Raw genomic sequence first — 26052 nt, 5'->3', positions numbered from 1 at the left:
GGCCTCTCCGGAATTTCCAAGCGCTTGCTCGGCCGGGGGGCTTGTGCCGAGTGGAACACGTTCCTAGCATCTCTGGTGTTACATCATTGGTGTCACACACTCCCGGGGGTTCGATGAGCACGACGCACACCACCCGCACGGGCCCCCTCGCCGGGGTGCGCGTGGTGGAACTGGCCGGCATCGGCCCCGGCCCCTTCGCCGCGATGCTGCTCGCCGACCTCGGCGCGGACGTCGTCCGGGTCGACCGCCCCGGCGGCCCCGGCCTCGGCATCGAGCCCGCCCGCGACCTCACCAACCGCAACAAGCGCTCGGTCCTGGTCGACCTCAAGGCCGGGGACGGCCCCGCGACCGTCCTCGACCTGGTGGAGCGCGCGGACGTCCTGATCGAGGGCTACCGGCCCGGCGTGGCCGAGCGCCTCGGCGTCGGCCCGGACGCCTGCCTGGCCCGCAACCCGCGCCTGGTCTACGGCCGGATGACCGGCTGGGGCCAGGACGGGCCGCTCGCCCCGACCGCCGGCCACGACATCGGCTACATCGCGATCACCGGCGCCCTCGGCATGATCGGCCCGGACCCGGAGGGCCCGCCGGCCATCCCCGCCAACCTGCTCGGGGACTACGCCGGCGGCTCGCTCTACCTGGTCATCGGCGTCCTCGCCGCGCTCCAGCACGCCCGCGCCCGCGGCGAGGGCCAGGTCGTGGACGCCGCGATCGTCGACGGCACCGCCCACCTCACCACCATGATCCGGGGCATGCTGGCCGCCGGGAGCTGGCAGGACCGGCGCGGCACCAACCTGCTCGACGGCGGCTGCCCCTTCTACGGCGTCTACGCCACCTCCGACGGCGGCCACATGGCGGTCGGCGCCCTGGAGGAGCGGTTCTACGCCGAGTTCGTCCGCCTCCTCGGGATCGGCGAGGAGGCCGCCGCCGGCCGCTACGACCTCGCCCGCTGGCCCGAGCTGCGCGAGGCCGTCGCCAAGGCGTTCCTGGGCCGGACCCGGCAGGAGTGGACCGACGTCTTCGACGGCTCCGACGCCTGCGTCGCCCCCGTCCTCTCCCTGGACGAGGCCCCGTCCCACCCGCACCTGGCCGCCCGCGGCACCTTCACCGAGCACGGCGGGCAGGTCCAGCCGGCCCCCGCACCCCGCTTCTCCGCCACCCCCGGCACCCTGCGCACGGGCCCCGCCCTGCCCGGTGCCGACACCGCCGAGGTCGCCCGCGACTGGGCCGTACCCTCCCTGCACCCCCAGGAGACTTCCGCATGAAGCGCCGCATCTACACCGAGGACCACGAAGCCTTCCGGGCGGTCGTGCGCACCTTCCTGGAGAAGGAGGTGCTGCCCCACTACGAGCAGTGGGAGAAGGACGGCATCGTCTCCCGCGAGGCCTGGCTCGCCGCCGGACGGCAGGGCCTGCTCGGCATCGCCGTCGACGAGGAGTACGGCGGCGGCGGCAACCCCGACTTCCGCTACGGCGCCGTCCTGGCCGAGGAGTTCACCCGGGCCGGCACCCCCGGCCTCGCCCTCGGCCTGCACAACGACATCATCGGCCCGTACCTCACCTCCCTCGCCACCGACGAGCAGAAGCGGCGCTGGCTGCCCGGCTTCTGCTCCGGCGAGACCATCACCGCCATCGCCATGACCGAGCCGGGTGCGGGCTCCGACCTCCAGGGCATCCGCACCACCGCCGAGGACCGCGGCGACCACTGGGTGCTCAACGGCTCCAAGACCTTCATCTCCAACGGCATCCTGGCCGACCTCGTGGTCGTCGTCGCCCGCACCACCCCCGAGGGCGGCGCCCACGGCCTCTCCCTCCTCGTCGTGGAGCGCGGCGCCGAGGGCTTCGAGCGCGGCCGCAACCTCGACAAGATCGGCCAGAAGTCCCAGGACACCGCCGAGCTGTTCTTCCACGACGTCCGCGTCCCCAAGGAGAACCTGCTCGGCGAGCTCAACGGCGCCTTCATCCACCTGATGACCAACCTCGCCCAGGAGCGGATGGCCATCGCCGTCGCCGGCATCGCCGCCGCCGAACACCTCCTGGAGATCACCACCACCTACGTCAAGGAGCGCGAGGCCTTCGGCCGCCCGCTCTCCCGGCTCCAGCACATCCGCTTCGAGATCGCGGAGATGGCCACCGAGTGCGCCGTCACCCGGGCCTTCCTGGACCGCTGCATCGAGGAGCACGCGAACGGCGCGCTCGACGCCGTGGACGCCTCGATGGCCAAGTGGTGGGCGACCGAACTCCAGAAGAAGGTCGCCGACCGCTGCCTGCAACTGCACGGCGGATACGGCTACATGACGGAATTCCCGGTCGCCAGGGCCTACACCGACGGCCGCATCCAGACCATCTACGGCGGCACCACCGAGATCATGAAGGAGATCATCGGCCGTTCCCTCCTCGGCTGACCTCCCCCTCCGCGACACCCCCGGCGCAACCCCTCCCACCCTCATCGCGAAAGGCCTCCCGTGAGCACCGAAGCGTACGTGTACGACGCGATCCGCACCCCGCGCGGTCGTGGCAAGGCCACCGGCTCCCTGCACGGCACCAAGCCGATCGACCTGGTCGTCGGCCTGATCAAGGAGATCCAGAGCCGCAACCCCGGCCTCGACCCGGCCGCGATCGACGACATCGTCCTCGGCGTCGTCGGCCCGGTCGGCGACCAGGGCTCCGACATCGCCCGCGTCTCCGCCATCGCCGCCGGACTCCCCGACACCGTCGCCGGCGTCCAGGAGAACCGCTTCTGCGCCTCCGGCCTCGAAGCGGTCAACATGGCCGCCATGAAGGTCCGCTCCGGCTGGGAGGACCTCGTCCTGGCCGGCGGCGTGGAGTCCATGTCCCGCGTCCCGATGGGCTCCGACGGCGGCGCCTGGTTCGCCGACCCGATGACCAACCTGGAGACGAACTTCGTCCCGCAAGGCATCGGCGCCGACCTCATCGCCACCATCGAGGGCTTCTCGCGCCGCGACGTCGACGAGTACGCGGCCCTCTCGCAGGAGCGCGCCGCCGAGGCCTGGAAGGACGGCCGGTTCGCCCGCTCCGTCGTTCCCGTCAAGGACCGCGCGGGCCTCACCGTCCTCGACCACGACGAGTTCCTGCGCCCCGGCACCACCGCCGACTCCCTGGCGAAGCTCAAGCCGTCCTTCGCGGACATCGGCGAGCTGGGCGGCTTCGACGCGGTCGCGCTGCAGAAGTACCACTGGATCGAGGAGATCGACCACGTCCACCACGCGGGCAACTCCTCCGGCATCGTCGACGGCGCCGCCCTCGTCGCCGTCGGCTCGAAGGAGGTCGGCGAGCGGTACGGCCTGACGCCGCGCGCCCGGATCGTCTCGGTGGCCGTCTCCGGCTCCGAGCCGACCATCATGCTCACCGGCCCGGCCCCGGCCGCCCGCAAGGCCCTGGCCAAGGCCGGTCTGACCATGGACGACATCGACCTGGTCGAGATCAACGAGGCCTTCGCCGCCGTCGTCCTGCGCTTCGTCAAGGACATGGGCATCCCGCTGGACAAGGTCAACGTCAACGGCGGCGCCATCGCGCTCGGCCACCCGCTCGGCGCCACCGGCGCGATGATCCTGGGCACCCTCGTGGACGAGCTGGAGCGGCAGGACAAGCGCTACGGCATGGCCACCCTGTGCGTGGGCGGCGGCATGGGCATCGCCACCGTCGTCGAGCGCGTCTGACCGTCCCGTCCGAACCCCTTCTTACGGAGAAGCATCAGTCATGAGCGAGAGCACCACCATCCGCTGGGAGCAGGACGAGACCGGGATCGTCACCCTCGTCCTGGACGACCCGAACCAGTCCGCCAACACCATGAACCAGGCCTTCCGGGCCTCGATCATCGCGATCGCCGACCGCGTGGAGGCCGAGAAGGACTCCATCCGGGGCATCGTCTACACCTCCGCGAAGAAGACCTTCTTCGCCGGCGGCGACCTCAAGGACATGATCCAGGCGGGTCCCGAGCACGCCCGGGACATCTTCGAGGGCGCCCTGGAGATGAAGAGGGCCCTGCGCCGCATCGAGACGATCGGCAAGCCGGTCGTGGCCGCGATCAACGGCGCCGCGCTCGGCGGCGGCTACGAGATCGCCCTCGCCTCCCACCACCGGATCGCCCTCGACGCCTCCGGCTCCAAGATCGGCCTGCCCGAGGTCACCCTCGGCCTGCTGCCGGGCGGCGGCGGCGTCACCCGCACCGTGCGCCTGATGGGCATCACCGACGCCCTCCTCAAGGTGCTGCTCCAGGGCACCCAGTACAACCCCAGGCGGGCCCTGGACAACGGCCTGGTGCACGAGCTGGCCACCACCCCCGAGGAGATGTTCGCGAAGGCCGTCGCCTTCATCGACACCCACCCCGAGTCGCACCAGCCCTGGGACGTGCCCGGCCACAAGATTCCCGGCGGCACCCCCTCGCACCCGAAGTTCGCCGCCAACCTGCCGGCCTTCCCGGCCAACCTGCGCAAGCAGCTGAACGGCGCCCCCTACCCGGCGCCCGCCGCCATCATGGCCGCCGCCGTCGAGGGCTCCCAGGTCGACTTCGAGACCGCGTCCGTCATCGAGTCCCGCTACTTCACCGAACTGGTCACCGGCCAGACGGCGAAGAACATGATCCAGGCGTTCTTCTTCGACCTCCAGGCCGTCAACTCCGGCGCCAGCCGCCCCAAGGGGATCGAGCCCCGCAAGGTCCGCAAGGTCGCCGTCCTCGGCGCCGGCATGATGGGCGCCGGCATCGCGTACTCCTGCGCCCGCGCCGGCATCGAGGTCGTCCTCAAGGACGTCTCCGCCGAGTCCGCCGCCAAGGGCAAGGAGTACTCCGAGAAGCTGTGCGCCAAGGCCGTCTCGCGCGGCCGCACCACCCAGGAGAAGGCCGACGCCCTCCTCGCCCGCATCACCCCCACCGCCGAGGCCGCCGACCTCGCGGGCTGCGACGCGGTCGTCGAGGCCGTCTTCGAGGACACCGCCCTCAAGCACAAGGTGTTCCAGGAGATCCAGTCCGTCGTGGAGCCCGACGCGCTGCTCTGCTCCAACACCTCCACCCTGCCCATCACCGTCCTCGCCGAGGGCGTGGAGCGCCAGGCCGACTTCATCGGCCTGCACTTCTTCTCGCCCGTCGACAAGATGCCGCTCGTGGAGATCATCAAGGGCGAGCGGACCAGCGACGAGGCCCTGGCCCGCGCCTTCGACCTGGTCCGGCAGATCAACAAGACGCCGATCGTGGTCAACGACTCGCGCGGCTTCTTCACCTCGCGGGTGATCGGCCAGTTCCTCAACGAGGGCGTCGCCATGGTCGGCGAGGGCATCGAGCCCGCCTCCATCGAGCAGGCGGCGGCGCAGGCCGGCTACCCGGCCAAGATCCTCTCCCTGATGGACGAGCTGACCCTGACCCTGCCCCGCAAGATCCGCAACGAGACCAAGCGGGCGATCGAGGAGGCCGGCGGCGTCTGGGCGACCCACCCGGGCGAGGCCGTGATCGACCGCATGGTCGACGAGTTCGGCCGCCCCGGCCGCAGCGGCGGCGCCGGCTTCTACGAGTACGACGAGAACGGCAAGCGCGGCAAGCTCTGGACCGGCCTGCGGGAGCACTTCACCGAGCCGGGGTACGAGATCCCCTTCCGCGACATGCAGGAGCGGATGCTGTTCTCCGAGGCCATCGACACCGTCCGCCTCCTGGAGGAGGGCGTCCTGACCTCGGTCGCCGACGCCAACATCGGCTCCATCATGGGCATCGGCTTCCCGGCCTGGAGCGGTGGCATCCTCCAGTACATCAACGGCTACGAGGGTGGCGTCGCCGGCTTCGTCGCCCGCGCCCGGGAACTGGCGGAGACGTACGGCGAGCGCTTCGCCCCGCCGGCCCTCCTGGTGGAGAAGGCGGAGCGGGGCGAGGTCTTCACCGACGCCTGACCGGTCACGGACCGCGGAACGCCGTCCGCAGCTCCTCGCTCAGCGAACGCTGGAAGGCCGTGACGAGGGCCTGGATCACCATCGGCTGCATGTGGGCCGAGAGCGACCTCATCGCTGTCAGGTGGTCCGGGTCCTCGCCGCTCTCCCGGTACGGGTTCCACACCTCCTCCCGGAAGAGCCGGGCGAGCTCCTGGGCGGCGGCCCGCGCGTGCTCCAGGAGCACGGTCCGGGAGGCCAGGATCGTCTCGTGCTCGATGGGCACGTCCAGCATCTCCACGCCGAGCCGCAGCAGCGAGCCGTCGAGCCGGTACGTGTCGGCGTCCTCGGTCCGCTCCAGGACCCCCATCGCGGCGAGCCGGTCGACGTCCCGCCCGGCCAGCGCCCGCCCGGCCCGCCGCTCCAAGTCCCGCAGGGTGATCGACTCGGCGGACTCGGGCGCCCACGAGGCCACCAGCGCCCGGTGGACCGCGAGGTCCCGCGCGCTGAGGTCGGGCGGGAGCTGCTCCAGGTACCGTTCGATCGCGGCGAGCGTCATGCCCTGCCGCTGGAGCTCCTCGATGAGGGCGAGCCGGGAGAGGTGCTCCGGCCCGTAGTGCCCGACCCGCCGGGCCCCGATGACGGGCGGCGGAAGGAGCCCCCGGGTCCCGTAGAACCGCACGGTCCGCACCGTCACCCCGGCCCGCGCGGCCAGCTCGTCGACGGTGTAGCTCGGTCCGCGCTCCACGTCACTCCCGACGTCCATCCGAGCCGCCTCGTTTCCCCAGCCGTCGGCCCGCGTGTCCGGACCGCTTGAACAGTATTGCTGTCTCACCATCCGTGTAAAAGCCCGGCGCGATTGTCGGTGGTGACCCGTAGCGTGATCGTCATCAACGGGAGTCCGCCCACGGCCGACGGCTCGCGGACCGGGGGATATCGGTCACGGTGTACGACTTCGGCGCGTAAGGGACGCTGGGTCGGGGTGTGGTGAGGGGCTCCGGGTGCGGGGGCTAGAGTCGGCCGCCGACGCGGTGGGGGACACAGAAGCAGGGGGAGAGCGATGTACGCGGAACTCAGGGACACGGCCGGGGAATTGGCCGGGATCCTGTGGCGGGAGCACACCGTCTACCGTGAGCGGGGCGGCGGGGTGGTGATCCGGGGCGAGCACGTGCGCCGCTGGATCAGCCTGGCCCCGACCGGGGGCAAGGACCGGGCGCTGCTGCGGGCCGGGCGGATCCTGGACGGGGGGACGACGGCGCCGGCGCGCACGGAGGTCGTCGTCGACCTGACGGCCGGGACGGCGGAGCTGGCGGCGGTCTGCCGCGGTCTGCTCGCCGACGTCGCCGCGACGGACGGCCCGGCGCCCGCGCCGGGCCGCGGGGAGGGGGCCGGGAAGCGCGAGAAGCCGGGGCGGAAGGCTCGCGCCCCCCGTCCCGGCCGTCCCCGGAAGGAGCGGCACACCAGTGCCGCCTCCTGTTTCGTCATGCTCTGCGTCGCCGCGGTGCTCGGCGCCTGGCTCTACAGCCTCTTCCTCTTCGGGGGCCCCGGCTACTGAGCCGCGGCCCCCGGCCCGGCCGTCAGAAGCCGGTGACCGGGTAGTGGTCCGAGAGGTTCGTGTACGTGTAGCCGGCGCCCCAGCTGCTGACCGTCCACGGGGCGCTCTTCTCCAGGACCACGTGGTTGGTCCAGTTGGCGGGCCGGGCGTTCCCGGCGCGGTAGAGGACGTGGTCGAGGTCCTCGCGCGGGTCGTCCGGGTAGCGCTCGGAGGCGATCGAGTTCAGCTCGGTGTCGAAGGAGTACGGGTGGCCGGTGCGGGCGTCGGCCCCCACCAGCCCCGCGTCGGCGAGCATGGTGTCGTACTCGGGCGTGCGCGAGTCGACGTTCATGTCGCCCGCGACGACCACCTGCTCGCCCGCCGGGATCTTCTTGGCGTCGAGGAAGGCGTCGATCGCCTGGAACTGCCGGCTGCGCGTCTGCGCCGCCTCGCCCGCCGAACAGCCCGGGTCGGTGGACTGGGCGTGGGTGCCGAGGACGTGCACCCGGCTGCCGTTCACGTCGAGCACTGCGTAGGCGAAGCCCTTGTTCGACCACCAGTCGGAGCCGCAGGCGTCCTTGTAGACGTACTGCTCCTTGCGGACGATCGGCCACTTGCTGAGGATCGTCACGCCGCCGTCCTCGGGCGTGGTCGCGGAGTAGGACCCGCCGGTGGCGTCCCACCCGCTCTTGCTCCGGCCCACGACCGGGGTCTGGTGCGGGTACTGCCCGGCGGCGTTCGCCTTGAGGGCGTCGGAGGCGGCGTTGTCGAAGGCCTCCTGGAGGACGACGACGTCCTGCCCCCGGAAGAAGGGGGCGGCGGGGATCGCCTCCGCCCGGTGGTCCTGCCCCCAGTTCGGGTAGAGGGACTTCGAGAACAGGAACGCGTTGTAGGTGAGGACCTTCAGCCGGGGGGCCTCGGTGGCCGTGGCGGACGCGGCCGGGGCCGTCGCCGTCAGGGTGGCGGCGGCGAGGGCGAGGGAAAGAGCGGCGCCGGGGGCGCGGCGGAGCGCGGCGAACGACACGTGAACTCCCGTGGAGGCGTGGGGGATTGGCCTGGCGCCGCACATACAATCAGCCGTGGTTACCTTCCGGTAGCCTCTGGGTGCCGGGAATCTGGCCGGACCCGCACGAGCGTGCCAACTCTCACTCCGGCGCCGTATTTGCACCCATTTGCTCCAGGTAGAATGCGCGCATGACCCTCGCGAACTCGCAGATCTTCAAGACGGACCTCGGTCCGCTCAACCCCGTCTGGGCCGAGCTCATCCTCGGCGTGGTGTTGTTCGGCATCACCTTCCTCATCCTGGCGAAGGGCATCCTGCCGAAGATCAAGCGCACGCTCGACCAGCGCGAGGACGCCATCGAGGGCGGCACCGACCGCGCCGACGACCTGCGCGCCGAGGCCACCCAGGTCCGCGAGCAGTACGAGGCCGAGCTCGCCGAGGCCCGCCACGAGGCCGCGCGCATCCGCTCCAAGGCCGTCGAGGAGGGCTCCGCCGCCATCGCCGCCGCCCGCGCCGAGGGCTCCGCCGAGCGCGACGCCATCCTCGCCGCCGGCACCGCGAAGATCGCCGAGGAGCGCGCCACCGCCGAGCGCGAGCTCAACGCCGACGTCGACGCCTGGGCCCACGCCCTCGCCGCCCGCATCGTCGGCGAGCCGGTCGGCGCCGACCGCGCCTGACCCGTACACCCGGAAGGGGCCGTCGCCCGGGCGACGGCCCCTTCGTCATGCCCGCCGTCGCGGGTGCACCCTGGAGACGACCGCAGAGGAGAACGACCGTGGAACGCGTGCAGCAGGCCGACCCCGTACCGCCGCCCGTCGGCGGGGTGCTGTGGAGCGTCGCCGGCGACGTCCGGGCGCTCCTGATGCTGCCCGCCGCCCTCGCCATGCAGGTCGCCCACCCCGCGATCGGCGCCGGCGTCGACGAGCACTCCGTCTTCCGCACCGACCCCTGGGGCCGCGGCGAACGCTCCCTGCGCTCGGCCCAGCTCTGGATCTACGGCGGCGAGGAGGCCGCCCACGAGGGCCGCCGGCTCCGCGAGCTGCACCGCACGATCCGGGGCACCGACGCCCACGGACGCCGCTACCACGCCCTCACCCCCGCCTACTACTCCTGGGTGCACGCCACCGGGTTCCCCGTCTACCGGCACGGCCTCCGCCTGCTCGCCCGCCCCCTCACCGGCGCCCAGGAACGGCAGCTCTACGCCGAGTGGCTCCGGGTCGGCCGCGTCCTCGGCATCCACGACCGGGACATGCCGCAGACGATCGAGGAGTTCTGGCCGTACTACCGGAAGGTCCTCGCCGAGGAGCTGGAGGCCACCGTCGTCGTGCGGGAGCTCCTCGACACCGACCTGCCCGTCCCCGCCCCCGACCGGGGCCCGCTGCCGGTCCGGCTCGCCCTCCGCCTCCTCTGGCCCCTCCTGCGCCGCCCCTTCCTGCGGCTGCGCGCCTTCCTCACCGCGGGCTTCATGCCCCCGGACGCCCGCGAGGCCATCGGCGTGGAGTGGACGGACGCGCAGGAGCGCTCCCTGCGCCGGCTCTGCCGGGTCCTGCGGGCCGTCGTCCCCGTCCTGCCCGAGCGGCTGCGCTACCTCCCCCTGGCCAGGGAAGCCCGGAGGGCCGGCCGCCGCGCCCAGCGCTGACGGACGGCCCTCCGGGACCACTCCGGGGATCGGTACGGCTCAGTGACCGCCGTGGCCCTCGTGACCGCGCTCGTGGTCGTGGATCGTGTTCGTCGCCGCGATCTTCTTCCACGACTTCGGCTGCGCCGGCTTCGCGGCGGCCTTCGTGCCCGCCCCGGTCTCCGCCGCCGCCCCGGCCTTCGCCCCGAGCTTCGCCTTGGCCTTCGCCCACGCCTCCGCGGCCGTCCGGGCGGACGGGCCGGCGTCGGCCGCCGTCGGAGCGGCCGGCTTCGACGGCTCGTACAGCCAGGTGTCGAACAGCTCGGCCAGCGGCTCGCCGGAGACCCGCTCCGCGTACCGCACGAAGTCGGCCACCCGCGCGTTGCCGTACGCGAACTGCTTCGGCCAGCCCTTCAGGATCGCGAAGAAGTCCTCGTCCCCGACCTCGTTGCGCAGCGCCTGGAGCGCCAGCGCGCCCCGGTCGTAGACGGCGCCGTGGAACTGGTTCTCCGCACCCGGGTCACCCGGCTTCACCGTCCAGAACGGGTCGTCGGCACCCCGCAGCGCGTACACGTAGTCCGCCAGCTCCTGCGCCGTGCCCTCGCCCTCCTTCTCCGACCACAGCCACTGGCTGTAGCGGGCGAAGCCCTCGTTGATCCAGATGTCCTTCCAGTCCCGGACGGACACGCTGTCGCCGTACCACTGGTGCGCCAGCTCGTGGACGACCACCGACACGTTCGCGCCGTTGGCGAACTGCCGCGGGCTGTAGAACGGCCGGGTCTGCGTCTCCAGGGCGAAACCGCTGGTCACGTTGGGCACGTAACCGCCGAGCGCGTTGAAGGGGTACGGCCCGAAGACCGACTCCAGCCACTCCGCCACCTCGGTCGTGCGCTCGATCGAGGCGCGCGCCGCGCCAGCGTTGGCGCCCAGGTCCTTGCTGTACGCGTTGAGGACCGGCAGACCGTTCGCCGTCCGGTCCGTCGTGATGTCGAACCTGCCGACGGCGAGCGTGGCCAGGTACGTCGCCTGCGGCTTGTCGGAGCGCCAGTTGAAGCGGGTCCAGCCCAGCGACGTGGACTGCGACTGCAGCACGCCGTTGCTGATGGCCTGGTGGCCGGCCGGCACCGAGACCGAGACGTCGAAGGTGGCCTTGTCCAGCGGGTGGTCGTTGGACGGGAACCACCACACGGCCGAGTCCGGCTCCTGCGCGGCGACGCCGCCGTCCGGGGTGCGGGCCCAGGCCGACCAGCCGTCCACCTTGAACTCGGAGGGCTTGCCCGCGTAGCGGACGACCACCGAGATCTCCCTGTTCTTCTCCAGCGGGACGGCCGGGGTGACCTCCAGCTCGTGGTCGCCCGAAGCGGTGAACTTCGCGACGCGGCCGTTCACCCGGACCTCGCTGACCTTCAGACCGAGGTCGAGGTTGAACCGGGACAGGTTCTGCTTGGTGGTGGCGAGTATCGTCGCCGTGCCCTCCAGGAGGTCCGTGGCGGGCTGGTACTTCAGGCGCAGGTCGTAGTGCGAGACGTCGTAGCCGCCGTTGCCGCTGGCCGGGTAGTAGGAGTCGCCGATGCCCGGGGCCCCGGGGACGAAGTCGGCCGCCGATGCCGGGATCGCCAGCAGCAGGGAGGCCGCGAGGGCGCTCGGAACGATGATTCTGCGGTGCACAGGTGCTCCCCAAGTCATAAGAAACGTAAGACGCGCGGGTGGTCGTCGGTCCTTAGCAAGGACCCTATTCAGCGCCCCGACGGACCGTCACGTCCAGAGGACCTCCTGTCACACGATCGCCATTCGGCCGACACGAACCCCTCCACCCACGGGATCCCCCCGAATGGACCCTGATTCCCTCCGGCGCTCTTTTGCACGGGAGTTGACCGGGGTACGTTCCCGCCCATGCCGATGCGAAAGCGGATCACCCGCGGAGCCCGAGCGCCGTACGGAACCCTCGTGGCGGCGGCCACGGCCGCGCTGCTCGCGACCCTCGTCACCCCGGCCGGCGCCCGGACCGGCCCCGCCGCACCCGCGGCCGGGTCCGTGCGCGAGTCGCGCCCCGTCCACTCGTACGCCGACGCCGTCCGCGAGTCCGTCTGGGTCGACACCGGACTCGACGGCGACGCCGACGGACGCGCCGACCGGGTCGCCGTCGACATCGTCCGCCCCCGGGAGCCCGCCGCGGCCGGCCGCAGGATCCCGGTCGTCATGGACGCCAGCCCGTACTACGCCTGCTGCGGACGCGGCAACGAGAGCCAGAGGAAGACGTACGACGCGGACGGGAAGCCCGTTCAATTCCCGCTGTACTACGACAACTTCTTCGTCCCGCGCGGCTACGCCTTCGTCGCCGTCGACCTCGCCGGGACCAACCGCTCCGACGGCTGCGACGACGTCGGCGGACGCTCCGACGTGCGGTCCGCCAAGGCCGTCGTCGACTGGCTGAACGGCCGCGCCCGCGGCTACACCACCCGCACCGGCACGGCCCCGGCCCGCGCCACCGGCTGGAGCACCGGCGACGTCGGCATGATCGGCAAGAGCTGGGACGGCACCATCGCCAACGGCGTGGCGGCCACCGGCGTCGAAGGGCTGAAAACGATCGTCCCCATCGGCGCCATCTCCTCCTGGTACGACTACTTCCACTCCCAGGGCGCCCCCCTCTACGACGCCAACCCGAGCTGGCTCTCCGACTACGTCGGCAGCCCGGAGGCACGGGCCCGCTGCGGCGCCGTCCAGGACCGCATCACCGCCGCCACCCCCTACAGCGGCGACTGGACCGCCGCCTGGAGCGAGCGCGACCACGTCAAGGACGCCGGGAAGGTGAAGGCCAGCGTCTTCGCCGTGCACGGACTCCAGGACCTCAACGTGCGGGCCGGGCAGTTCGGCCGGTGGTGGGACGCGCTCGCCGCCCACGGCGTCGAACGGAAGGTCTGGCTCTCGCAGACCGGTCACGTCGACCCCTTCGACTTCCGGCGCGCCGACTGGGTCCGCACCCTGCACCGCTGGTTCGACCACTACCTCCTCGGCTACGACAACGGCATCGACCGCGAGCCCGTCGCCGACGTCGAACGCGCCCCGGACCACTGGACCACCGACCGGCACTGGCCGCCGAGCGGCACCGCGACCACCACCCTGCGCCCCGCGCCCGGCACCGCCGACGGCCCCGGCGTCCTCGGTCGCGCCCCCGCCGCCCCCGGTTCCACCGCGACCCTCACCGACGACCCGGCCCTCGGCGAACTGGACTGGGCGGCCCGGATCGACACCGCGACCCCCGAGAAGGCCGGGTTCGTCACCCGGCCGCTCTCCCGCGACCTGCGGATCGCCGGCTCCTCCCGGGTGACGGTCACCGCCACCCCGACCACCGCCACCGCCCACCTCTCCGCCGTCCTCGTCGACCTCGGCCCCGCCACCATCCGCGACTACGCGGCGGCGGGGGAGGGCATCACCACCCTCGACGGGCGCACCTGCTGGGGCGCGAGCACCCCCGGCGACAGCGCCTGCTACCAGGAGACCGCGGCCCGCACCGCCGACGTCGGGCACACGGTCGTCAGCCGGGGCTGGGCCGACCTCGGCACCTGGGCCGACCCCCGGAAGGGACGCCCGCTGACCCCCGGCAGGGCGTACACCCTCACCCTCGACCTCGCCGCCACCGACCACGTCGTCCCGGCCGGCCACCGGCTCGCCCTGATCGTCGGCGGCACCGACCGGGACCTCCTCGACCCCCCGTCGACCACCCCCACCCTCACCCTGGACCTCGCCCGCACCCGGGCGCGGCTGCCCCTGGTCGGCGGCGCGGGCGCCTTCGTCCGGGCCACGAGGGGACCGGCCCCGGCCCTCACCGCGCCGCCGTCCCTCCTCCTGCCGCCGGGCGGATCCGCCCCGGCGGCCGCCGTCGCCGGGCCGCGCCTGCCCGGAGCGGGGGCCGCCCGATGACGACCCGTACCGCGCGGCGGGGTTCACGGCGCGCGCTCGCCCTCGTGGCGGGCGCCGCCGCCCTCGCCCTGCCGCTCGTCGCCGTCCCCGCCGAGACCGCCGGCAGCGCCCCCGCGCAACCGCCGCCGCGCACCGGCTTCGAGACGAGCCGGGGCGCCCGGTGGACCACCGAGGCCGAGGAGCGGGACTTCCTCGCGGCCGTCGACCGGGCGGGCGACCGGGTGTCGCTGCGCGAGATCGGCACCACCGCCCAGGGCCGCCCGCTCCGCCTCGCCGCCCTCGGCGCGGCCCGGGCCGCCACGACCGTGCTCCTCGTGTGCAGCCAGCACGGCGACGAGCCCGCCGGCCGGGAGGCCTGTCTGAGCACGATCCGCGACCTCGCGTTCGCCCGGGACCCGGAGACCCGCCGCTTCCTCGACCGCACCACCGTCCTGGTCGTCCCGACCGCGAACCCCGACGGCCGGGAGGCCGACACCCGGGGCAACGCCGACGGCGTCGACGTCAACCGCGACCACATCGCCCTGCGGACCGCCGAGGCGCGGGCGATCGCCGCCGTCGTCCGCGACCGGCGCCCCCACCTCGTGTACGACCTGCACGAGTACGGCGCCACTCCCCGGTACTACGAGAAGGACCTGCTCGCGCTCTGGCCCCGCAGCCTCGACGCCGACCCGCACGTCCACGACGAGTCCCGGACGCTCTCCGAGACGTACGTCCGCCCGGCCGCCGGACTCGCCGGGTACAGCACCGGGATCTACGGCATCTGGACCGACCCGCTCACCGGCGAACCGGTCCGGCAGGTCGCGGGCGACGGCCAGGAGCGGATCCTGCGGAACACGGCCGGCATCAAGCACGCGGCCGGCCTGCTCGTGGAGACCCGGGTGGACGCCCTCGACCCGGCCGAGAAGGACGACCCGGCCCGCAACCACCGGCGCCGAGTCGCCAGTCAACACGCCGCCCTGGAGGGGATGTTCACCTACCTCGACGAGCGGCGCGGCCCGCTGGCGGCGGCCACCGCCCGCGCCCGGCTCGCCGGCCTCGCCGACCGGGGCCCGGTCCACCTCGGCGGCGCCGACAACGACCCGCCGGAACCGGAGGAGATCCTGACCGACCCGCCCTGCGGCTACCGCCTGGACGCCGCGCAGTACGCCGAGGCCGGCGACGAACTCGCCCTGCACGGCGTCGCCGTACGGCGGGAGGGGGCGGGGGCGTTCGTACCGCTGCGGCAGTCGCAGCGCGCGCTCGTCCCCCTGCTGCTCGACGGACGGGCCGCCTACCACCTCGTCAGCGGGAGCCCTGTGGAGGAGTGTTGACGACCTCGTGGGCCCCGGGCCCCATGGCGAGATCCCGATGTTCGCCGAGGTAAAGTTACCTGCCGGTACTGACCATGCCTCGAACGGGTCGTCCCGACCCGGGAGTTGGAGAAACGCCATGCGTCCCACCCAGACCGCGCGCCGCGTCCTGCCGGCCCTGCTCGCCACCATGCTGCTGGCCGGCGGCGTGCTGGCCGGCCAGACGGTGACCGCCGGGCCCGCGGCGGCCGCCATGACCTGCAACGTCAGCAAGCTGAAGGCCGACGCCCGCAAGGAGCGTGACCGCGCCGCCAAGCTCAAGCGCCTCGGCGCCACGGCGGAGGCCAAGAAGGCCCTCGCCCACGCCGCGGCCCTGGAGAAGCGCGCCAAGCAGTGCGCCGACGCGGACAACGGCAGCCGCCCGCCGTTCGGCAAGTAACACCCCGCGCGGGGCGGCCGCCGTCCGGAAGGACGACGGCCGCCCCGCGGCCGTTCGATCCGGCGGTTCACGGACCAGGACCGGTGTCCGTACCAGGACCGGTGTCCGTACCCGGACCGGGACATTTCCAGGACGGATCAGCCATGGAACGGGCCGCTCCGCGGGGAAATACTCGAAGCATGCCGTCCGCGTACACCAGCCTCGACCTCACCCCCGCGACCGACCACGCCCCCACCGACCTCCTGGTCGGGGGCAGGCCGCTGCTCCACCGGCTCGACGGGGCCGACGGCGCGGACACGGTCTCCCCCCTGGCGTCGGACCTCCCGCCCGTCCTCCGGGCCGAGCACGTCCGCCGCCTCCTCGACGCCGGCGACCACGGCCTCCCGGGCGGCCGGTACGTGATCCACTCCTGCCCCGACTGCGACGACCCCGGCTGCGGAGCCGTCACCGCCGTCGTGGAGCGCGACGGCGACGACGTCGTCTGGCGCGACTTCGCCTGGTGGACCGGCCCCGCCGTGGACCCCGCGCGCGACGGCTACCCCGGCACCGGCCCCTACCGCTTCCACGGCCCCACCCACCGGGCCGTGCTCCTCCGGCTCCTCGACGGAACCCGGCGGGGGACCGCCCCCGTCCCGGCGGGCGCCTCCCGCGGCTGACCCCGGCCCCCGCCGGACCCCGCGCCCCGGGCCCCCCGCCGGACCCCGGGCCCCGGGCCCCCCGCCGGACCCCGGGCCCCGGGCCCCCCGCCGGACCCCGGGCCCCGGGCCCCCCGGCGGGTCCTCCCGTCGCCTAGGATTCGTCCCCTGATGACTGCAACCCTCGTCGCCAAGGACCTCGCCGCCGGCCACGGCGAGCGCACCCTCTTCGCCCAGCTCGACCTCGTCGTCGCCCCCGGCGACGTCATCGGCCTCGTCGGCGTCAACGGCGCCGGCAAGTCGACCCTGCTGCGGCTGCTCGCCGGGCTCGACGCACCGGAGGAGGGCGAGCTGAAGCTCTCCCCGCCCACCGCCTCCGTCGGCCACCTCCCGCAGGAGCCCGAGCGGCGCGCGGGCGAGACCGTGCGCGCGTTCCTCGCCCGCCGCACCGGCGTCGCCGCAGCCCAGAGCGCGATGGACGAGGCCACCCAGGGCCTCGTCGACGGCACCCCCGGCGCCGACGACGCGTACGCCGTCAGCCTGGAGCGCTGGCTGGACCTCGGCGGCGCCGACCTCGACGAGCGCGCCGAGGAGGTCGCGGGCTCCCTCGGGCTCACCGTCGGCCTCGACCAGCCGATGACCTCCCTCTCCGGCGGCCAGGCCGCCCGCGCCGGCCTCGCCTCCCTCCTCCTCTCCCGCTACGACGTCTTCCTGCTCGACGAGCCCACCAACGACCTGGACCTCGAAGGCCTGGAGCGCCTGGAGGCCTTCGTGAAGGGACTGCGCGCCGGGACGGTCGTCGTCAGCCACGACCGCGAGTTCCTCGCCCGCACCGTCACCAAGGTCCTCGAACTCGACCTCGCCCAGCAGCAGATCACCCTGTACGGCGGCGGCTACGAGGCCTACCTGGAGGAGCGGGAGACCGCCCGGCGCCACGCGCGCGAGGAGTTCCAGGAGTACGCCGGGAGGAAGGCGGCCCTCGAAGCGCGCGGCCACATGCAGCGGTCCTGGATGGACAAGGGCGTCCGGAACGCCCGCCGCAAGGCCACCGACGGCGACAAGCTCGGCCGCAACGCCCGCAGCGAGGCCAGCGAGAAGCAGGCCGCGAAGGCCCGGCAGACCCAGCGCATGATCGAGCGCCTCGACGTCGTCGAGGAGCCCCGCAAGGAGTGGGAGCTGCGCATGGAGATCGCCGCCGCCCCGCGCTCCGGCTCGGTCGTGGCGACCCTGCGCGAGGCCGAGGTGCGCCGCGGCGACTTCTCCTTCGGCCCCGTCACCCTCCAGATCGACTGGGCCGACCGGGTCGCCGTCACCGGTGCCAACGGCGCCGGGAAGTCGACCCTGCTCGCCGCCCTCCTCGGCCGCCTCCCGCTGGACTCGGGCGACGCGTCGCTCGGCCCGGGCGTCGTCGTCGGCGAGGTCGACCAGGCCCGCAAGCTCTTCCACGGCACGGAGACCCTCCTGGAGGCGTTCTGCGCGGCCGTGCCCGACACCGAGCCCGCCGAGGTCAGGACCCTGCTCGCCAAGTTCGGCCTGAAGGCCGTCCACGTGCTGCGGCCCGCCACCACCCTCTCGCCGGGCGAGCGGACCCGGGCCGCGCTCGCGCTGCTCCAGGGCCGGGGCGTGAACCTGCTGGTCCTCGACGAGCCGACCAACCACCTGGACCTCCCGGCGATCGAACAGCTGGAGTCCGCCCTCGACTCGTACACCGGCACGCTGCTGCTCGTCACCCACGACCGGCGCATGCTCGACGCCGTCCGCACCACCCGCCGCGTCCAGGTCGCGGACGGCAGGGTCACCGAACTCTGAGACACCCCCGGCCCGGGCCGCCCGTCTTGCACGGGCGCGACCCGGGCCGTGAACTGTACGCACGACGGCTCTCCGCGGGGCGCGGCCGGCCCCGTCCCCGCGGACGGCACTCTTCAGGAGGCACCACATGACCGACGACGGCATCACCCGGCTCCTCGCGATGCTGGACGACCTCGACGCGGACGTCGACGCGACCATCGACCTCGCCGACGAGATCACGGCGACGGGCGGCCCGGAACTGCTGCCGCGCCTGGAGGCCGAGCTCGGCCGGGCGGTCGAGGAGCGCAACGGGTACGCCCGCGAGCTGCTCGGCGGCGTCGTCGCGGGCGTCGGCGGCACCGGCAGCCTCCCGGTCCTGGTGCGGGCCTCCGCCGTCGACCTCGGCGACGACCAGGACGGCCTGGCCGCCGAGATCGTCGACCTCGTCCAGGCGGACCCGAAGCGGGCCGAGGGCCTCCTGCGGCCCCTGACGGAGGACGACGACCTCGCCGTCGCCCACCGCGCCGACTGGGCCCTGCGCTTCCTGCCGTAGCGACGCCGGTACGGGAAGGGACCACGGCCCCTTCCCGTGCACCGGCCCTATCGCCGCTTGCCGCCGCCCTCGCCCAGCAGGCCCGCCTTGCGCAGGGCGTCGGCCATCGCGCTGTTCGCGGGAGCGGGGGCCGCGCCGCGGTCCCGGCCGCCGCCGCCCCGGCCGCCCTGGTCGCCGCGCTCGGCCCGGCGGCCACCGCCACCACCGCCGCCGCCGCCCTGCCGCTGCTGCGGCGGCCGGCCGGAGCGCTCGCCCCGGTCACCGCGCTCGCCCCGGCCGCGCCCGCCCGCGCCGCCCGCCGCGTCCGCGCCCGGCTCGTCGTCGAGCCGCAGCGTCAGCGAGATCCGCTTGCGGGGGACGTCCACGTCCAGGACCTTCACCTTGACCACGTCGCCGGGCTTCACCACGTCGCGCGGGTCCTTCACGAAGGTCTTCGACATCGCGGACACGTGCACCAGACCGTCCTGGTGCACGCCGACGTCCACGAACGCCCCGAACGCCGCCACGTTGGTGACGACGCCCTCCAGGACCATCCCGGACGCCAGGTCGCCGATCTTCTCGACGCCCTCCTTGAAGGTGGCCGTCCGGAACGCCGGACGCGGGTCGCGGCCCGGCTTCTCCAGCTCGCGCAGGATGTCCGTCACCGTCGGCAGGCCGAAGGTCTCGTCGACGAAGTCGTCCGCGCGCAGCGAGCGCAGCGTGCCCGTGTCGCCGATCAGCGACGCGACCTCGCCGCCGGTCGTCTTCGCCATCCTGCGCACCACCGGGTACGCCTCCGGGTGCACGGAGGAGGCGTCCAGCGGGTCGTCGCCGCCCCGGATGCGCAGGAAGCCCGCGCACTGCTCGTACGCCTTCGGGCCGAGCCGCGCCACGTCCTTGAGCGCCCGGCGGGAGCGGAAGGGTCCGTTGGCGTCCCGGTGCGCGACGATGTTCTCCGCGAGACCGGAGCTGATGCCCGAGACGCGCGAGAGGAGCGGCGCGGAGGCGGTGTTCACGTCCACGCCGACGCCGTTCACACAGTCCTCGACCACCGCGTCGAGCGAGCGCGAGAGCTTCACCTCGGCCAGGTCGTGCTGGTACTGGCCGACGCCGATCGACTTCGGGTCGATCTTCACCAGCTCCGCCAGCGGGTCCTGGAGCCGCCGGGCGATGGAGACGGCGCCGCGCAACGACACGTCCAGGCCCGGGAGTTCCTGCGAGGCGAACGCGGAGGCCGAGTAGACCGAGGCGCCGGCCTCCGAGACCATCACCTTGGTCAGGTTCAACTCGGGGTGCTTGTCGATGAGTTCGGTCGCCAGCCGGTCGGTCTCGCGGGAGGCGGTGCCGTTGCCGATCGCGACCAGCTCGACCGCGTGCTCCTTCGCGAGCCGCGCGAGGGTCGCCAGGGCCTTGTCCCACTTGTTCGCCGGGACGTGGGGGTGGATCGTGTCGGTGGCGACGACCTTGCCGGTCGCGTCGACGACGGCGACCTTCACGCCCGTGCGGAAGCCGGGATCGAGGCCCAGGGTCGCCCGGGTGCCGGCCGGCGCGGCGAGCAGCAGGTCCCGCAGGTTCGCCGCGAAGACCCGTACGGCCTCGTCCTCGGCGGCCGTCCGCAGCCGCAGCCGCAGGTCGATCCCGAGGTGGACCAGGATCCGGGTCCGCCAGGCCCAGCGGACCGTGTCCTGGAGCCACTTGTCCCCGGGGCGCCCCCGGTCGGCCACGCCGAAGCGGTGCGCCACGATCCCCTCGTACGAGGAGGGGCCCTCGACGGGCTCCTCCGGCTCCAGGTCCAGGGCGAGCACGTCCTCCTTCTCGCCGCGCAGCATGGCGAGCACCCGGTGCGAGGGCAGCGCCGTGAACGGCTCGGCGAAGTCGAAGTAGTCGGCGAACTTCGCCCCCGCTTCCTCCTTGCCGTCCCGCACCTTCGCCACCAGCCGGCCCCGGCCCCACATGCGCTCGCGCAGCTCGCCGATGAGGTCGGCGTCCTCGGAGAACTTCTCCGCGAGGATCGCCCGCGCGCCCTCCAGGGCCGCCGCCGCGTCCGCGACGCCCCTGTCCGCGTCCACGAAGGCCGCCGCGGCGGCCGACGGCTCCACGGACGGGTCGGACAGCAGCCCCTCCGCCAGCGGCTCCAGACCGGCCTCGCGGGCGATCTGCGCCTTGGTCCGGCGCTTCGGCTTGAAGGGCAGGTAGATGTCCTCCAGGCGCGCCTTGGTGTCGGCGGCCAGGATCCGGGCCTCCAGGTCCTCCGTCAGCTTCCCCTGCTCACGGACCGAGTCGAGGACGGCCGACCGGCGGTCCTCCAGTTCGCGCAGGTAGCGCAGCCGCTCCTCCAGGGTGCGCAGCTGCGCGTCGTCGAGCATCTCGGTCGCTTCCTTGCGGTAGCGCGCGATGAACGGCACGGTCGAACCGCCGTCGAGGAGCTCGACGGCTGCCCTCACCTGTCGCTCGCGTACGCCGAGCTCCTCGGCGATCCTTGCTTCGATGGACGTCGTCACGGTGTCCCGACTCGCCTTCTCGTGCCTCAAGCTTGCGACTGCATTGTGCCGGGTCGGTCACCCGGATGCGGCAACCGACCCGTCCCGCGCGTCCCTCAGCCCTTGCCGACGAGGTCCTCCGGGAAGGCGCCCGCGGCCGCCGCCGCGAAGAGGAAGCCGCGGCCCAGCTCGGTGAGGCGCTCGACGCCGGGCGCGCCGAGGTGCTCGTACGGGGCGGAGTCCAGCCGGTCGGTGTGCTCCTCGAGCTCGGCGCGCAGGGCCGCCCCGGCCTCGGTCAGCTCGCCCTCGGCGTCGATCAGGCCCCGGTCGCGCAGCCGCTGCACCGCCCCCTCCCAGTCGACGCGCCGCCAGCCCCGGGAGCCGAGGACCCAGCGCGGGGCCATGCCCCTGCCGGTGGCGGTGTGGGAGGCGAGGGCCTCGACGGGGTCGAGCCCGGCGGAGAGCAGGGCCGCGAGGTGCCCGTCGCCCCGGTGCTCGCGCAGCAGGGTGGTGGCGTGCCAGTAGGCGAGGTGGGGCTCCTCGGGGACCGGCAGGTCGGCGTTGGCCGAGTACAGGGGCCGGGCGTGCCGGGTGCAGGCCTCGGCGGCCCGCAGCGCGAGCTCCGCCGCCTCGGCCATCTCCGGGGAGGCGACGGCGTCCTCGCCGAGCAGCCGGCGCAGGGTGGTGTCGACGGCGCGCAGCCGCGCGGCCAGGACCTCGGCGGGGGAGGCGGTCTCCCACACGGCGGGCAGGTGCCGGGCGAGCAGCTCGTGGTTGTAGTTGTAGAAGGTCGCGGCGACCGTACCCGCACCCACCGCGCCGAGCGGGGCGCTCCGGGCGGCGAGCCGCGTCGCGCTCTGGTCCTCGAAACCGAGGGCGGAGAACTCGCGGTCCAGGTCCGGCGAGAAGTACAGCGAGGAGTGCAGCGGGTTCAGGGCGTTGTGGCAGCGTCGTCCGGCACGCGGCGGAAGGGCGTTCGTCATGCCCCGAACGTTACCGACTGGTCGGTACGACGGGAACAGGCGCGGGGCCTCCGGCGGGAGCGGGCACGTCCCCTCGGGCGGCGGGAGCCGACGTGCCGCCTCCGACGGCGGGGCAGACGCGTCCCCTCGGCCGGTGGGGGCAGGCGTCCTCTTCCGGCGGCGGGGGGCGAGCACACCCCACCGCCGCGGGGAGCAGGCGCATCCTCCGTCGGCGAGAGGGGGGCGTTCCCTCGGCCGGCGGGAGTCGACACTTCCCCTCGGTCGTCGGGGCGGGCACAGCCTACCGCTGCGGGGAGCAGGCGCGTTCCCGCCGTCGATGGGAGCGGGTGTGTTCCCTCGGCCGGCGAGGGCGGCCGCCCTCCTCGGCCGGCGGGGGCGGGCGCACCCTGCCGCCGCGGGAAGCAGGCGCGCCCCGCCATCGGCGGGAGAGGGTGCGTTCCCTCGGTCGGCGGAAGTCGACGCGTCCCCTCGGCCGGCGGGGGCGGGCGCCCCCTTCCGCCGGCGGGAGCGCCACGTTCCCTCCGCTGCCGGAGCAGGTGCGCCACCCCCCCCTGTCGGCCAGAGGCGATGGCAGGAAAGGTGGGGTCCTCGTCGTTGTGGACGCGTCCCGCCCCGGCCGAGGATGGGGGCATGCCCCAGCGACCCGTCCTCGTCGTCCTCTTCGACGACGTCCAGAGCCTCGACGTCACCGGACCCGTCGAGGTGTTCGCCGGTGCCGGCCGGGCCGCCGGGGACCCGTCCGCCTACCCGATCCGCACCGCCTCCCCGGACGGCGGCCCGGTCCGCACGCACAGCGGGCTGCGCCTGCTCCCCGACGCCACGCTCGCCGACGCCGTCGCCGACGGCGCCCCGCACACCCTGGTCGTCCCCGGCGGGGAGGGCACCCGGACGCCCGACCCGGCGCTGATCGACTGGCTGCGGGAGCACGCCCCGCGCGCCGAGCGCCTGGTCTCCGTCTGCACCGGGGCGCTGCTCCTCGCGGAGGCAGGGCTCCTCGACGGCCACCGGGCGACCACCCACTGGAACGCCTGCGAGCACCTCGCCCGGTGCCACCCCGCGGTCGACGTGGACCCCGACCCGATCTTCGTACGGGACGGGCGCCTCTCCACCTCGGCCGGGGTCACCGCCGGGATCGACCTGGCGCTCGCCCTGGTCGAGGAGGACCTCGGCCGGGACGTCGCCCTCACCGTCGCACGGCACCTGGTCGTCTTCCTGCGCCGCCCCGGCAACCAGGCCCAGTTCAGCGTCCAGCTGTCCGCCCAGACCGCCCGCCGGGAGCCGCTGCGCGACCTCCAGCACTGGATCACCGAGCACCCGGACGCGGACCTCTCCGTGGAGGCGCTCGCCGCCCGCGTCCGGCTCTCGCCCCGCCACTTCGCCCGCGCCTTCCACGCGGAGACCGGCACGCCGCCCGGCCGCTACGTCGACCGGGTCCGGCTCGAACACGCCCGCCGCCTCCTGGAGGACACCTCGTACGGCGTCGAGGAGGTCGCCCGCGCCTCGGGCTACGGGACGCCGGAGGCGATGCGCCGCGCCTTCCTCAAGGCCCTGGACACCGCCCCGGCGGAGTACCGCCGCCGCTTCCACGTGGTCCTGTCCTGACCGTCCGCCCATGCCGTCGTCGGCCTCCGCCGCCGCCGGTCGACCTCGTGGCCGGTCGAGCGCCGTCCGGAAGGGATCCCTCCGCGGGCCTTCCCCTCACCCGTGCACCCGTGACCGACCGGGCCCGCCACCGATGTCTCCGCCCACCGAGAGGAACCCCCGTGCAGATCGCCGTCCTGCTCTACGACCGCTTCACCGCCCTCGACGCCGTCGGGCCGTACGAGCTGCTCGCCCGGCTCCCCGGCGCCGAGACCGTCTTCGTGGCCAAGGAGAGGGGCCCGGTCCGCAACGACCAGGACAGCCTCGCCCTCGTCGCCGACCGGAGCCTCGCCGAGGTCCCGCGCCCGGACGTCGTCCTCGTGCCCGGCGGCCCCGACGCCCGGGCGGCCATGGGGGATCCGGAGATCCTCGACTGGCTCCGCTCCGCCGACGCCACCAGCACCTGGACCACCTCCGTCTGCACCGGCTCGCTGGTCCTCGCCGCGGCGGGACTCCTGGAGGGGCGCCGGGCGACCACCCACTGGCTCGCCCTCGACGAGCTGCGGGCCCTCGGCGTCGAGCCCACCGGGGAGCGGGTCGTCTTCGACGGCAAGTACGTCACCTCCGCCGGAGTCTCCTCCGGCATCGACATGGCCCTCCACCTCCTCGGCCGGATCGCCGGGGACGAGACCGCGCAGACGGTTCAGCTCCTCACCGAGTACGACCCCCAGCCGCCCTACGACGCCGGGTCGCCGGAGAAGGCCCCGGCCGAACTCGTCGCGAAGTGGCGCGCGGAGACCGGCCGGCCGGGGGCCGCGTAGCCCGTACGGGCCTCAGAGCCCGTACGTGAAGCGGGGCGGGCGGCGCTCCAGGAAGGCGGCGACGCCCTCCGCGGTGTCGCCGCTGCCGAGCGCCTGCTCCGCCCAGTGGTCGTCCCGGTCCGCGCGCCCGTCGGCGAACTCCTTGGCCGCCGCCTGGGTGAGCAGGGAACGGGAGGCGAGCACCCGGCAGAACTCCGCCACCCGCTTGTCCAGTTCGCCCACCGGGTGGAGCTCGTCCACGAGCCCCGTCCGCAGCGCCCGTTCCGCGTCGACCAGTTCGCCGGAGAACAGCAGGTACTTGGCGGCCGACGGGCCCACGAGGGCGGCGAGGCGGCGGGTCGACGAGGACGGGTAGACGATGCCGAGCTTCGCGGGGGTGACCCCGAAGCGGGCGCCCTCCTCGGCGAACCGCAGGTCGCAGGCGGCGGCGAGCTGGCTGCCGCCCCCGACGCAGAAGCCCCGGACGGCCGCCAGGGTCGGCTTGGGGAAGGCGGCGAGCGCCTCCTCCGCCCGTACCGCCAGGCGCTGCTGCTCGTCCCCGGGCTCCCGCAGCGCCGAGATGTCCGCCCCGGCGCAGAAGGTGTCGCCCTCGCCGGTCAGGACCAGGACCCGGACCGCCGGGTCGGCGGCGAGCCGCTCCAGGACGCCCGGCAGGGCGCGCCACATGCCGGCGCTCATCGCGTTGCGCTTGGCCGGGTTGGCGATGACGACGGTGGCGATCCCGTCCGTGACGCTGTCCTTCAGCTGCGGCTCCATGGGCCGGATGCTATCCGGCACGCCCGAACGTACGATCAGGAAGGGGCCGCCCTGCCGAGGAGGCACCGGATGACCGAGGACCGCCGCGAGGCGAAGGACGCCCCCGACCCGGTCGGGGACGTGCGGCGCCGGGGGAGGAAGCTCGACCGCAGCTTCGGCCGGCTCGCCGTGCTCGGCGCCCTGCTCGTGCTCGGCGGGACCGTCGGCCTCGTCTACACGGGCGCCGCCACCCTGACCTCGATGCTGCTCTTCGGCTGGCTGCTGCTGATCGGCGGCGCCGTCGGACTGCTCCAGGCCGTCCAGTCGCGGGGCACCGGCTACTTCTGGCTCGCCGCGGTGGTGGCCGCCCTGAACATCGCGGCCGGCGTCGTGGTGATCCGGCACCCCGAGGGCTCGGCGGAGGCGCTGACGATGTTCGCGGCCCTGCTCTTCCTGACCGGCGGGCTGTTCCGGCTCGTCGGCAGCGTGGTGGTGCGCGGCCCGCAGTTCGGCTGGACCCTCTTCCAGGGGGCCTTCGGCCTGCTGCTCGGTCTGCTCGTCCTCTTCGACTGGCCGCACAGCAGCCGGTACGTCCTCGGGGTCTTCTTCTCGCTCGCGCTGCTCTTCGACGGCCTCGGCCTGATCGCGATCGGGGTGGGGGGCCGACGGATCGTCAGCATGGTGACCCCGCCGGAACCGGTTCCGGCCCCCTCCTCGAAGAACCCGCTGGACCCCTCGCCGGAGCCCTCTCCGAGGCCCTCTCCGGAGTCCTCGGAAAGCGTGCGCGATCAGTCGAACAACTGACATCGGCATACTCACCCGATCA

At 73.9% G+C, this 26052-nt stretch carries 22 protein-coding genes; 16 read left to right on the top strand and 6 right to left on the bottom strand.

The window, feature by feature from the left end:
• The first annotated feature begins 113 nt into the window (after nt 1–113).
• The 4 genes from ACIP5O_RS31095 to ACIP5O_RS31080 are packed head-to-tail and all read left to right on the top strand — an operon-like array spanning nt 114 to nt 5891.
• Nucleotides 114–1262 carry a CaiB/BaiF CoA transferase family protein gene (locus ACIP5O_RS31095; protein WP_401299323.1) on the top strand — a complete coding sequence of 383 codons (1149 nt, stop codon included), beginning with the start codon at nt 114–116 and terminating at the stop codon, nt 1260–1262.
• Nucleotides 1259–2401 carry an acyl-CoA dehydrogenase family protein gene (locus tag ACIP5O_RS31090; protein WP_062751281.1) on the top strand — a complete coding sequence of 381 codons (1143 nt, stop codon included), beginning with the start codon at nt 1259–1261 and terminating at the stop codon, nt 2399–2401. The genes ACIP5O_RS31095 and ACIP5O_RS31090 overlap by 4 nt, the downstream gene beginning before the upstream one ends.
• A 60-nt stretch (nt 2402–2461) precedes the next feature.
• On the top strand, nt 2462–3676 hold the full coding sequence (locus ACIP5O_RS31085) for an acetyl-CoA C-acetyltransferase (RefSeq protein ID WP_401299319.1): 1215 nt from the start codon (nt 2462–2464) through the stop codon (nt 3674–3676).
• A 40-nt stretch (nt 3677–3716) separates the two neighbouring features.
• A complete protein-coding gene (locus tag ACIP5O_RS31080) occupies nt 3717–5891 on the top strand; it encodes a 3-hydroxyacyl-CoA dehydrogenase NAD-binding domain-containing protein (protein ID WP_401299316.1) in 2175 nt (724 codons plus the stop codon).
• Nucleotides 5892–5895: 4 nt separating this feature from the next.
• Here the strand turns inward: ACIP5O_RS31080 and ACIP5O_RS31075 are convergent, their stop codons facing one another.
• Nucleotides 5896–6633: a MerR family transcriptional regulator gene (locus ACIP5O_RS31075; RefSeq protein ID WP_401299313.1), complete on the bottom strand. Its 738-nt coding sequence runs from the start codon at nt 6631–6633 to the stop codon at nt 5896–5898.
• Between the two features lie 294 nt (nt 6634–6927).
• Between ACIP5O_RS31075 and ACIP5O_RS31070 the strand changes: the two genes are divergently transcribed.
• The gene (locus ACIP5O_RS31070) at nt 6928–7422 is read left to right on the top strand and encodes a hypothetical protein (protein WP_401299312.1); all 495 of its coding nucleotides are present in this window, start codon (nt 6928–6930) and stop codon (nt 7420–7422) included.
• Between the two features lie 22 nt (nt 7423–7444).
• On the opposite strand, the gene sph is transcribed toward ACIP5O_RS31070, so the two are convergent.
• Nucleotides 7445–8470: a sphingomyelin phosphodiesterase gene (sph, locus tag ACIP5O_RS31065; protein WP_401299309.1), complete on the bottom strand. Its 1026-nt coding sequence runs from the start codon at nt 8468–8470 to the stop codon at nt 7445–7447.
• A gap of 125 nt (nt 8471–8595) precedes the next feature.
• Between sph and ACIP5O_RS31060 the strand changes: the two genes are divergently transcribed.
• Both ACIP5O_RS31060 and ACIP5O_RS31055 read left to right on the top strand, forming a co-directional pair.
• Entirely contained in the window at nt 8596–9081 is a 486-nt protein-coding gene (locus ACIP5O_RS31060) for a hypothetical protein (protein WP_401299306.1), read from the top strand.
• A 98-nt stretch (nt 9082–9179) separates the two neighbouring features.
• Complete coding sequence (locus ACIP5O_RS31055) at nt 9180–10043, top strand: oxygenase MpaB family protein (RefSeq protein ID WP_401299303.1); 864 nt, start codon at nt 9180–9182, stop codon at nt 10041–10043.
• A gap of 39 nt (nt 10044–10082) precedes the next feature.
• Here the strand turns inward: ACIP5O_RS31055 and ACIP5O_RS31050 are convergent, their stop codons facing one another.
• Complete coding sequence (locus ACIP5O_RS31050; protein ID WP_401299300.1) at nt 10083–11690, bottom strand: M1 family metallopeptidase; 1608 nt, start codon at nt 11688–11690, stop codon at nt 10083–10085.
• Nucleotides 11691–11915: 225 nt separating this feature from the next.
• Between ACIP5O_RS31050 and ACIP5O_RS31045 the strand changes: the two genes are divergently transcribed.
• The 6 genes from ACIP5O_RS31045 to ACIP5O_RS31020 all read left to right on the top strand — a co-directional run bounded on the left by ACIP5O_RS31045 (nt 11916) and on the right by ACIP5O_RS31020 (nt 18647).
• Complete coding sequence (locus ACIP5O_RS31045; protein WP_401299297.1) at nt 11916–13943, top strand: Xaa-Pro dipeptidyl-peptidase; 2028 nt, start codon at nt 11916–11918, stop codon at nt 13941–13943.
• Nucleotides 13940–15253 (top strand): M14 family metallocarboxypeptidase, encoded by a 1314-nt coding sequence (locus ACIP5O_RS31040; RefSeq protein ID WP_401299294.1) that lies wholly within the window; start codon nt 13940–13942, stop codon nt 15251–15253. The genes ACIP5O_RS31045 and ACIP5O_RS31040 overlap by 4 nt, the downstream gene beginning before the upstream one ends.
• Nucleotides 15254–15371: 118 nt before the next feature.
• A complete protein-coding gene (locus ACIP5O_RS31035; protein ID WP_401299292.1) occupies nt 15372–15671 on the top strand; it encodes a hypothetical protein in 300 nt (99 codons plus the stop codon).
• Nucleotides 15672–15850: 179 nt separating this feature from the next.
• A complete protein-coding gene (locus tag ACIP5O_RS31030; protein WP_401299289.1) occupies nt 15851–16327 on the top strand; it encodes a hypothetical protein in 477 nt (158 codons plus the stop codon).
• Nucleotides 16328–16477: 150 nt separating this feature from the next.
• A complete protein-coding gene (locus ACIP5O_RS31025; protein WP_401299286.1) occupies nt 16478–18115 on the top strand; it encodes an ABC-F family ATP-binding cassette domain-containing protein in 1638 nt (545 codons plus the stop codon).
• Nucleotides 18116–18242: 127 nt separating this feature from the next.
• On the top strand, nt 18243–18647 hold the full coding sequence (locus ACIP5O_RS31020; protein WP_401299283.1) for a hypothetical protein: 405 nt from the start codon (nt 18243–18245) through the stop codon (nt 18645–18647).
• 47 nt (nt 18648–18694) lie between these two features.
• On the opposite strand, the gene ACIP5O_RS31015 is transcribed toward ACIP5O_RS31020, so the two are convergent.
• Both ACIP5O_RS31015 and ACIP5O_RS31010 read right to left on the bottom strand, forming a co-directional pair.
• A complete protein-coding gene (locus ACIP5O_RS31015) occupies nt 18695–21127 on the bottom strand; it encodes a Tex family protein (protein ID WP_401299280.1) in 2433 nt (810 codons plus the stop codon).
• Between the two features lie 95 nt (nt 21128–21222).
• Nucleotides 21223–22089 (bottom strand): hypothetical protein, encoded by an 867-nt coding sequence (locus ACIP5O_RS31010; RefSeq protein WP_401299277.1) that lies wholly within the window; start codon nt 22087–22089, stop codon nt 21223–21225.
• A 630-nt stretch (nt 22090–22719) separates the two neighbouring features.
• Between ACIP5O_RS31010 and ACIP5O_RS31005 the strand changes: the two genes are divergently transcribed.
• On the top strand, nt 22720–23691 hold the full coding sequence (locus tag ACIP5O_RS31005) for a GlxA family transcriptional regulator (RefSeq protein WP_401299275.1): 972 nt from the start codon (nt 22720–22722) through the stop codon (nt 23689–23691).
• A gap of 161 nt (nt 23692–23852) precedes the next feature.
• Complete coding sequence (locus tag ACIP5O_RS31000; protein ID WP_401299273.1) at nt 23853–24491, top strand: DJ-1/PfpI family protein; 639 nt, start codon at nt 23853–23855, stop codon at nt 24489–24491.
• 12 nt (nt 24492–24503) lie between these two features.
• Here ACIP5O_RS31000 and ACIP5O_RS30995 read toward each other — a convergent pair whose 3' ends face one another.
• The gene (locus ACIP5O_RS30995) at nt 24504–25247 is read right to left on the bottom strand and encodes an enoyl-CoA hydratase/isomerase family protein (RefSeq protein WP_401299270.1); all 744 of its coding nucleotides are present in this window, start codon (nt 25245–25247) and stop codon (nt 24504–24506) included.
• A 69-nt stretch (nt 25248–25316) separates the two neighbouring features.
• On the opposite strand from ACIP5O_RS30995, the gene ACIP5O_RS30990 reads away from it, so the two are divergent.
• Nucleotides 25317–26030, top strand: coding sequence for an HdeD family acid-resistance protein (locus ACIP5O_RS30990; protein WP_401299267.1), 714 nt, complete (start codon nt 25317–25319; stop codon nt 26028–26030).
• The last annotated feature ends 22 nt before the right edge of the window (nt 26031–26052 follow it).

This window comes from Streptomyces sp. NPDC088915 (genome assembly GCF_044749825.1).
Lineage (GTDB): Bacteria > Actinomycetota > Actinomycetes > Streptomycetales > Streptomycetaceae > Streptomyces.
This window is presented reverse-complemented; position numbering and strand designations above follow the sequence as displayed.

Excerpts from the sequence above, each read along its gene's own strand:
- ACIP5O_RS31095 (WP_401299323.1), top strand. The coding sequence starts at position 114 with ATGAGCACGACGCACACCACCCGCACGGGCCCCCTCGCCGGGGTGCGC.
- ACIP5O_RS31090 (WP_062751281.1), top strand. The coding sequence starts at position 1,259 with ATGAAGCGCCGCATCTACACCGAGGACCACGAAGCCTTCCGGGCGGTC.
- ACIP5O_RS31080 (WP_401299316.1), top strand. The coding sequence starts at position 3,717 with ATGAGCGAGAGCACCACCATCCGCTGGGAGCAGGACGAGACCGGGATC.
- ACIP5O_RS31075 (WP_401299313.1), bottom strand. The coding sequence starts at position 6,633 with ATGGACGTCGGGAGTGACGTGGAGCGCGGACCGAGCTACACCGTCGAC.
- ACIP5O_RS31070 (WP_401299312.1), top strand. The coding sequence starts at position 6,928 with ATGTACGCGGAACTCAGGGACACGGCCGGGGAATTGGCCGGGATCCTG.
- sph (WP_401299309.1), bottom strand. The coding sequence starts at position 8,470 with ATGTGCGGCGCCAGGCCAATCCCCCACGCCTCCACGGGAGTTCACGTG.
- ACIP5O_RS31060 (WP_401299306.1), top strand. The coding sequence starts at position 8,596 with ATGACCCTCGCGAACTCGCAGATCTTCAAGACGGACCTCGGTCCGCTC.
- ACIP5O_RS31045 (WP_401299297.1), top strand. The coding sequence starts at position 11,916 with ATGCCGATGCGAAAGCGGATCACCCGCGGAGCCCGAGCGCCGTACGGA.
- ACIP5O_RS31040 (WP_401299294.1), top strand. The coding sequence starts at position 13,940 with ATGACGACCCGTACCGCGCGGCGGGGTTCACGGCGCGCGCTCGCCCTC.
- ACIP5O_RS31035 (WP_401299292.1), top strand. The coding sequence starts at position 15,372 with ATGCGTCCCACCCAGACCGCGCGCCGCGTCCTGCCGGCCCTGCTCGCC.
- ACIP5O_RS31030 (WP_401299289.1), top strand. The coding sequence starts at position 15,851 with ATGCCGTCCGCGTACACCAGCCTCGACCTCACCCCCGCGACCGACCAC.
- ACIP5O_RS31025 (WP_401299286.1), top strand. The coding sequence starts at position 16,478 with ATGACTGCAACCCTCGTCGCCAAGGACCTCGCCGCCGGCCACGGCGAG.
- ACIP5O_RS31020 (WP_401299283.1), top strand. The coding sequence starts at position 18,243 with ATGACCGACGACGGCATCACCCGGCTCCTCGCGATGCTGGACGACCTC.
- ACIP5O_RS31010 (WP_401299277.1), bottom strand. The coding sequence starts at position 22,089 with ATGACGAACGCCCTTCCGCCGCGTGCCGGACGACGCTGCCACAACGCC.
- ACIP5O_RS31005 (WP_401299275.1), top strand. The coding sequence starts at position 22,720 with ATGCCCCAGCGACCCGTCCTCGTCGTCCTCTTCGACGACGTCCAGAGC.
- ACIP5O_RS30995 (WP_401299270.1), bottom strand. The coding sequence starts at position 25,247 with ATGGAGCCGCAGCTGAAGGACAGCGTCACGGACGGGATCGCCACCGTC.
- ACIP5O_RS30990 (WP_401299267.1), top strand. The coding sequence starts at position 25,317 with ATGACCGAGGACCGCCGCGAGGCGAAGGACGCCCCCGACCCGGTCGGG.